Origin of the sequence: Vibrio sp. 10N.286.48.B8, assembly GCF_003050085.1 — a bacterium.
Classification (GTDB): domain Bacteria; phylum Pseudomonadota; class Gammaproteobacteria; order Enterobacterales; family Vibrionaceae; genus Vibrio; species Vibrio crassostreae.
Genome location: NZ_PIGD01000039.1, coordinates 1 through 7,858 on the forward strand (window position 1 = coordinate 1; position 7,858 = coordinate 7,858).

Annotated in this window: 6 protein-coding genes, 5 tRNA genes and 2 rRNA genes; 10 read left to right on the forward strand and 3 right to left on the reverse strand. The window is 45.4% G+C overall.

The genetic code is table 11. The features are described 5' to 3' along the window. From CWO08_RS23330 to CWO08_RS23340, 3 genes are all read left to right on the forward strand, one after another. Positions 1–1,162, forward strand: a 23S ribosomal RNA gene (locus CWO08_RS23330); the annotation flags it as partial. A gap of 132 nt (positions 1,163–1,294) precedes the next feature. Further along, positions 1,295–1,410: ribosomal RNA gene (rrf, locus tag CWO08_RS23335) — 5S ribosomal RNA — on the forward strand. A 45-nt stretch (positions 1,411–1,455) separates the two neighbouring features. Next, positions 1,456–1,532, forward strand: a tRNA-Asp gene (locus tag CWO08_RS23340). A 385-nt stretch (positions 1,533–1,917) separates the two neighbouring features. Here the strand turns inward: CWO08_RS23340 and pssA are convergent. Together pssA and CWO08_RS23350 are read right to left on the reverse strand one after the other, a co-directional pair. Beyond that, the gene (gene pssA, locus CWO08_RS23345) at positions 1,918–3,258 is read right to left on the reverse strand and encodes a CDP-diacylglycerol--serine O-phosphatidyltransferase (RefSeq protein ID WP_102479604.1); all 1,341 of its coding nucleotides are present in this window, start codon (positions 3,256–3,258) and stop codon (positions 1,918–1,920) included. A 91-nt stretch (positions 3,259–3,349) separates the two neighbouring features. Beyond that, a complete protein-coding gene (locus CWO08_RS23350; protein ID WP_102479603.1) occupies positions 3,350–3,781 on the reverse strand; it encodes a GNAT family N-acetyltransferase in 432 nt (143 codons plus the stop codon). Between the two features lie 66 nt (positions 3,782–3,847). Here CWO08_RS23350 and murB point away from each other — a divergent pair, with 66 nt between their 5' ends. Further along, entirely contained in the window at positions 3,848–4,894 is a 1,047-nt protein-coding gene (gene murB, locus CWO08_RS23355) for a UDP-N-acetylmuramate dehydrogenase (protein WP_102479602.1), read from the forward strand. Beyond that, positions 4,891–5,856: a bifunctional biotin--[acetyl-CoA-carboxylase] ligase/biotin operon repressor BirA gene (gene birA / locus CWO08_RS23360; RefSeq protein WP_102479601.1), complete on the forward strand. Its 966-nt coding sequence runs from the start codon at positions 4,891–4,893 to the stop codon at positions 5,854–5,856. Before murB ends, birA begins: the two co-directional genes overlap by 4 nt. A gap of 7 nt (positions 5,857–5,863) precedes the next feature. Here the strand turns inward: birA and coaA are convergent, their stop codons facing one another. Further along, complete coding sequence (gene coaA, locus CWO08_RS23365) at positions 5,864–6,787, reverse strand: type I pantothenate kinase (RefSeq protein ID WP_048657856.1); 924 nt, start codon at positions 6,785–6,787, stop codon at positions 5,864–5,866. A 210-nt stretch (positions 6,788–6,997) separates the two neighbouring features. Here coaA and CWO08_RS23370 point away from each other — a divergent pair. The 5 genes from CWO08_RS23370 to CWO08_RS23390 all read left to right on the forward strand — a co-directional run. Beyond that, positions 6,998–7,073, forward strand: a tRNA-Thr gene (locus tag CWO08_RS23370). 43 nt (positions 7,074–7,116) lie between these two features. Then, positions 7,117–7,202 (forward strand) — tRNA-Tyr (locus CWO08_RS23375). A gap of 39 nt (positions 7,203–7,241) precedes the next feature. Then, a tRNA-Gly gene (locus CWO08_RS23380) sits at positions 7,242–7,316 on the forward strand. Positions 7,317–7,329: 13 nt separating this feature from the next. Beyond that, a tRNA-Thr gene (locus CWO08_RS23385) sits at positions 7,330–7,405 on the forward strand. Positions 7,406–7,499: 94 nt separating this feature from the next. Next, positions 7,500–7,858: GTP-binding protein (locus tag CWO08_RS23390; protein WP_240508197.1), on the forward strand; the 359-nt coding region annotated here is incomplete at its 3' end.

Here is a 7,858-nt window from a genome sequence, read left to right on the forward strand (position 1 = left end):
GAGAGTCGCAGATACCAGGTGGCTGCAACTGTTTATTAAAAACACAGCACTGTGCAAAATCGTAAGATGACGTATACGGTGTGACGCCTGCCCGGTGCCGGAAGGTTAATTGATGGGGTTAGACTTCGGTCGAAGCTCTTGATCGAAGCCCCGGTAAACGGCGGCCGTAACTATAACGGTCCTAAGGTAGCGAAATTCCTTGTCGGGTAAGTTCCGACCTGCACGAATGGCGTAATGATGGCCACGCTGTCTCCACCCGAGACTCAGTGAAATTGAAATCGCTGTGAAGATGCAGTGTACCCGCGGCTAGACGGAAAGACCCCGTGAACCTTTACTACAGCTTGGCACTGAACATTGAACCTACATGTGTAGGATAGGTGGGAGACTTTGAAACCGCGTCGCTAGATGTGGTGGAGTCGTCCTTGAAATACCACCCTTGTAGTTTTGATGTTCTAACGTTGGCCCCTGAATCGGGGTTACGGACAGTGCCTGGTGGGTAGTTTGACTGGGGCGGTCTCCTCCCAAAGAGTAACGGAGGAGCACGAAGGTGGGCTAAACACGGTTGGACATCGTGTGGTTAGTGCAATGGCATAAGCCCGCTTGACTGCGAGAATGACAATTCGAGCAGGTGCGAAAGCAGGTCATAGTGATCCGGTGGTTCTGAATGGAAGGGCCATCGCTCAACGGATAAAAGGTACTCCGGGGATAACAGGCTGATACCGCCCAAGAGTTCATATCGACGGCGGTGTTTGGCACCTCGATGTCGGCTCATCACATCCTGGGGCTGAAGTCGGTCCCAAGGGTATGGCTGTTCGCCATTTAAAGTGGTACGCGAGCTGGGTTTAGAACGTCGTGAGACAGTTCGGTCCCTATCTGCCGTGGGCGTTGGAAAATTGAAAGGGGCTGCTCCTAGTACGAGAGGACCGGAGTGGACGAACCTCTGGTGTTCGGGTTGTCATGCCAATGGCATTGCCCGGTAGCTAAGTTCGGAATCGATAACCGCTGAAAGCATCTAAGCGGGAAGCGAGCCTTGAGATGAGTTTTCCCTGACGCTATAAGCGTCCTAAAGGGTTGTCGTAGACTACGACGTTGATAGGCAGGGTGTGTAAGTGCTGCGAGGCATTGAGCTAACCTGTACTAATTGCCCGTGAGGCTTAACCATACAACACCCAAGGGGTTTTGTGGACTCAAAGAAATACCAAACACTTGAATGAGTTTGAAGAGAATTTTAAATCAGTTTTCCAGATTATTTTGCCTTCAGTTTTTTAAAAACTGAAAGTAAAAGCAAAATTTGCTTGGCGACCATAGCATTGTGGACCCACCTGATTCCATGCCGAACTCAGAAGTGAAACACAATAGCGCCGATGGTAGTGTGGGGCTTCCCCATGTGAGAGTAGGACATCGCCAGGCTTTAAATTATGAACGACTTGTCAGCGACGACAAGTAGTCCACTGCGGAGTGGTAGTTCAGTTGGTTAGAATACCGGCCTGTCACGCCGGGGGTCGCGGGTTCGAGTCCCGTCCACTCCGCCACTTATTAGAAAAGCCCTGCTAGCAATAGCAGGGCTTTTTTACATTTGAAGAAAAGTGTTTTGCTGTTAGGTTGTATGAGTGTTGTTAAGATACCGAGCCCCTGCACTTCACGCTATTCCTGCACATATTAGAAAGCCTAGTCTGACGACTAGGCTTTCGTCGTTTTTGATGTATGAACTTCGGACTTTTGGTACAGACCTCATTGCTACCTATTGAGGTGTCTCTATAGAAACCGACAGGCGCTGTTTGCTCTCAAATCTGACGAATGAAGGTGGCTCTTTCAACTTTTTCTGTTGCACCTTCTAAAGAGGGATTTAGCTATCTCGTAGATACAAAAACGCCTAGCGTTTGCTAGGCGTTGATAGATGGTTATTTTTAACATCGACTACAGTATTTGTTTAAGCACTCTATCGGCTTTCACGCGAGTGATCTTGCGAATCAACTTCTGAACTTCCGTCGGGTAGCTCTCTATCTTGTCTAACTGCTTATAAGTACAGATAAGCTGAGTGTGTTGAAGGATATTATCCACTTCAGCTTGGAATTTGTCTGTTAGGTGATGGTAGTTATCTTGGATAAAGATGCCGTTCTCTAGATCTAGCTTCCATGCTCGAGGGTTTAGGTTATTGCCTGTTAGTAGCATGTAGCGCTTATCGACCCAAATCCCCTTTAGGTGGAAGCTATTGGAATCGTGTTGCCAAAGTCGAATTGATAGATTACGGCTAGCTATATGAGCTTCATTCGCTTTAGCGAAACGACGTAAGTTCAATTCGTAAAGGTATGGTAAACCGCCAATCGTTTTAAACTCTTCTTCTGGCGAGATAAAGAAATCATTTGCTGTCTTATCGCCAACAACAATGCTGACCTTTACGCCTCGCTTAAGCGCTTTCTTCACTTCTTTAGCTAGGCTAGGTGGGAAGTTGAAGTAAGGTGTGCAGATAAAGATTTCATCTTTAGCTTGAGCGACGAGTTGATTAATTCCCTGATTCAGTCGGTTACGTCTCTTACCGATACCAACCAATGGTGTTACAGCAACTTGGTCTGCTGAAACCTCTTGACCATCGAATTGATACTGAGATCTTGCCAATGATGCACGAAACTGACGAATCGCTGGTTTCAGTTCTTTGGTCGCAGGCTTGTTCTTATCAGCCAAGTCATAAACAGCGCTGTCCGCAACCATCTGTTCGTGTACGTAGGTAAACATCGAGTCCGCAAGCGCTACGTTGTTTAAAACGTGGTAACGATCAAAGCGATAGCGGTCATGGTAATTCAGGTAGATATTGTTAAGGCTTGCACCGCTGTATATCACGCTGTCATCGACGATAAAGCCTTTTAAGTGCAATACGCCAAAGACTTCTTTACCGCGAACTGGAATGCCATAGACAGGCACAGCGTGCTGATATTTTTCTGCGAACTCTTTATACATGGCTGCATTGCCTTCAGAAGACTCTGCGCCGATCAATCCACGCTGCGCTCGGTGCCAGTCGACACAAACGCTCACGTCTAATTCTGGATTCTTTTGCTTTGCTTCATATAAGGCAGTTAGGATCTCACGGCCAGCCTCATCATCTTCAAGATACAAAGCGACTAAACTAATACGAGTCGTTGCGCGAGATATCTCATCAAGTAGACGAGTTCGAAACTCTTGCGCTGATAGTAGTACTTCAAACTTGTCAGGATTCTGCGCTATGGTTGGCAACTGTATGAATGGATTCCTACTGGCAATCATATTGACTGTTTTACCTTAAAAATATGCAAAATTGCGAACCTTTAATTTTACCAAAGGGATAGCATCAAATACTAGATAATCGAGGCATTCTCTAACAATTTTGCTGAAAATGCATAGGAATGAGATCTTTTCCGCTATTCGAATAGCGCTCATATAAAACTCTTAAGCCATTGGGTAGCTGTTCTGGAGCGATCTGTACGAACTGATGTCGTGAGTAAAAGCTGGTGAGATGCGCGTAGGCAAAGCAGTAGTCGTTATCTGTTAGCGTATGCTGAGCACAATAATCCATAAGCTGAGAGCCTAATTGCTTACCACGATGTTCTTTTGATATAGCCATTCCGGTGAGCAAGCGAGTATTTTCTATCGTCCGAAAACGCACGACACCACAAAGCTCGTTATCCATCAGTAACGAATAGATAAGCTCACTCTTATTGGCTTTCCCTGTCGGATAATGTTCCTTGTAGAAACGTTTTACGAGGGGAACCTTTACGGGGTCTAATTGGGTAATGATGACATTGTTCATTCAGTCACTGCGCCACTGGTTTATCTGCTGTAGAATGGTTGCAGTGTAAGTTAATTGAATATCGTCATGCAATTCCATCTCAATGCTAGTTTAAAAAACGTTCATACTTTTTCCATCGATCAGACTTGTGATGCGTTGGTTGAAGTCACGACTATCGAAGAACTGATTACGGTTTATCAAGACCCTAAGTGGTCAACTTTGCCAAAGTTAATATTGGGTAAGGGCAGTAATATGCTTTTTACTGAGCACTTTGCAGGCCTGATTATTGTGAACCAGTTAGCCGGGATTACGTTAACCGAGACAGATAGCCATCACCATCTACATGTTAATGGTGGTGAGGATTGGCCTAGTTTGGTTAAGTGGAGTGTCGATAAAGGGCTGGGTGGTCTAGAAAATCTAGCAATGATACCCGGTTGTTCAGGCTCTGCTCCGATTCAGAATATTGGTGCGTACGGCGTTGAACTGCAAGACATATGCGAGTACGTTGATATCCTATGTCTGGATACTTATACAGTTAAGCGATTAAGCAAGGAAGAGTGTCTCTTTGGTTACCGAGATTCTATTTTCAAACATGCTCTCTACGGTAAAGCGATTGTTGTTGCGATTGGTTTAACGTTGCCGAAAGAGTGGGAGCCATGCAATCACTATGGCCCGTTAAAAAGCCTAGCAGCCGATAGTCTCTCTCCTCGTACTGTATTTGATGAAGTGTGTGCTATTCGTTCGAGTAAGCTGCCAGACCCTAGAATACAAGGGAATGCGGGCAGCTTCTTCAAAAACCCTTTGATCACCAAAGATCATTTTGATCGCCTGTTAGCTCTATATCCAAACATTGTCGGCTATGAGAGTAATGACATGATCAAAGTCGCTGCTGGCTGGCTGATTGATCAATGCCAGTTCAAGGGCGTGACAGAAGGTGGCGCTCAGGTTCACCCTAACCAAGCATTGGTTATCATCAATTCTGATGAGGCTTCTGCTGTGGATATCCTTAAGCTTGCAGAGCGAGTACGTCAGGCCGTTTTGAATAAATTCGATATTCGATTGGAACATGAAGTACGTTTTATGGGACGAGACCGTGAGACAAACCTAGATAAGGCTTTGGAGTCATTGGTATGAGAGAACATAGTACCAAGCTTGCACTATTGAGATGTCTTGCTGACGGTGAGTTTCATTCAGGTGAAGAGCTAGGTGAAATGATTGGTGTATCACGAGCGGCTATCAGCAAGCACATTAAAGGTATTCAAGAGTGGGGTTTAGATATCTACCGAGTACAAGGCAAGGGTTACAAGCTAGCTAGCCGTTTAGATATGCTTGACCAAGAAAAATTGTCTGCAGTTAGTCGCGATGCTTCTCTTGAGCTGATTCCAATCATCGGTTCTACAAACCAACACCTATTAGAGCGTACTAACACCCTCGAATCGGGTTCTGTCTGTATTGCTGAATATCAAGCTGCGGGGCGTGGACGTCGCGGACGAGAGTGGGTATCGCCATTTGGTGCAAATCTCTACCTTTCAATGTATTGGAGACTCGACGCAGGGATGGCTGCTGCGATGGGCTTAAGCCTTGTGGTTGGAGTAGCCGTTGTAGAGGCTTTGGAAGAGATGGGCGTTGAAGGCATCAAGCTTAAGTGGCCGAATGACCTATACCACAATGACAAGAAGCTCGCGGGTATCTTGGTCGAGCTCTCTGGGCAATCGGGTGGCGCAGCTCATATTGTTATTGGTTTAGGGCTGAATCTATCTATGGATCCAACGACATCAGGTATTGGTCAACCGTGGACTTCTCTTAAAGAAGTGTGTGACGGAAAGGTGCCTGATCGTAACCAATTAGCGCAGGCTCTGATCAATGCTTGGGACAAGTCTCTTGTGGATTATGAACTGAAAGGAATGTCCAATTTTGTAGAGCGTTGGAATCGCTTAGATAATTTCTTAGGTCGCAATGTTAGGTTGATTATTGGACCTAGAGAAATTGAAGGTGTTGTTCAGGGCATCGATGAACAAGGTGCCGTGTTACTCAAAACAGAGAATGGCCTCGAGAGTTATATTGGTGGTGAAATATCGCTAAGAAAAGGCGATTAAGGCGTTACTATTTTCTGAGTAACACTTCTTCAACCATGTGATCGGCGCCTTTTCGCAAAATCAGGTGCGCTCTTTCTCTTGTCGGAAGGATATTTTGTTCAAGGTTCAAGCCATTGATTGAACTCCAGATACCTTCCGCTTTATCCAGTGCCGCTTGATTCGATAACTTAGTGTAATGACTAAAGTACGAGCCAGGTTTAGTAAACGCGCCATCGCGAAACTTCATAAAACGATTGATGTACCATTCTTTGATTTGCTGGCTGTCAGCATCAACATAGAGTGAGAAATCAAGGAAGTCTGAAATAAACACACGATGCGGTTCGTGTGGGTAGTTCATGCCACTCTGTAAGACATTAAGCCCTTCAATAATAAGTACATCGGGTAGGTCGACACACTTAACATCATCAGTAATGTTGTAAGTTAGGTGCGAGTATACCGGTGCGGTGACATTTCTTTTGCACGCTTTAACATCTGAGACAAAGTTCACAAGACGCTTGATGTCGTAAGACTCAGGGAAGCCTTTTTTACTCATCAACCCTTTCTCTTCCAACACTTCATTTGGGTATAAGAAACCGTCCGTTGTGACTAGCTCAACTTTTGGGTGGTTTTCCCAACGAGAGAGTAGGGCTTTAAGCAGTCGTGCAGTTGTACTTTTACCAACCGCAACACTACCTGCAATACCTATGATAAAAGGTGGCGCTTTCTCTTTCTTATCTAGGAACTCGTGAAGTACCGAGTTTCTGTTTTGTCTGGCTGCTACATAGAGATTCAACAGCCGAGAAAGTGGTAGATAGATCTCCACAGCCTCTTCCATTGTGAGTTTTTCATTGATGCCTTGAAGCTCTTTTAAGTCGCTTTCAGAAAGTGTCATCGGAACTAAATTCCTTAGCTCAGACCAGCGTTCGCGGTCAAATGACATAAATGGGCTCATACAAAACTCTATAGTGGATAACAAAACAAGTGCATGGAAAATACATCAAGCGATAGATAAATAAAATATCTTCCTGTGCTAGATGCGTGTTAAAGATGGAAACCTTGAGCTAAATTGGCGTATGTAGGAGTTTGGTAAGAGAATTTTGCACTTTTTTTCAATTTACTATTGCAAGGTGGAAAATCATTCAATAAAATGCGCCCCACTTGTGCCGACTTAGCTCAGTAGGTAGAGCAACTGACTTGTAATCAGTAGGTCACCAGTTCGATTCCGGTAGTCGGCACCACTTTCTCCCTTCCTCTAAGGCAAGCGAGAGAAAGCTCAAAATTTGGAGAGGTTCCCGAGTGGCCAAAGGGAGCAGACTGTAAATCTGTTGGCACTGCCTTCGATGGTTCGAATCCGTCCCTCTCAACCATATTCTAAAGGTTAAATAGCTCAAACAGAGTTACGTGTTGCGTGCATCGTATAATGGCTATTACCTCAGCCTTCCAAGCTGATGATGCGGGTTCGATTCCCGCTGCACGCTCCAACTCATTTTGTGTGCTGATATAGCTCAGTCGGTAGAGCGCACCCTTGGTAAGGGTGAGGTCCCCAGTTCGACTCTGGGTATTAGCACCAGTCTAAAGCTTCTTCTCCTTTAATAAAGAAAACCATTTTTTTGGTTGCGTGGTCTTATTTTAAGCCACCTAATCCGTACCTAGAGGGACACCCCATGTCTAAAGAAAAATTTGAACGTACGAAACCGCACGTAAACGTTGGTACTATCGGCCACGTTGACCACGGTAAAACAACTCTAACTGCTGCTATCTGTACTACACTTGCAAAAGTGTACGGCGGTGTTGCTAAAGATTTCGCATCTATCGATAACGCTCCAGAAGAGCGCGAGCGCGGTATCACAATCGCAACTTCTCACGTTGAGTACGATACTCCAGCACGTCACTACGCACACGTAGACTGTCCAGGACACGCGGATTATGTTAAAAACATGATCACTGGTGCTGCACAAATGGACGGCGGTATCCTAGTTGTTGCTGCGACTGACGGCCCTATGCCTCAAACTCGTGAGCACAT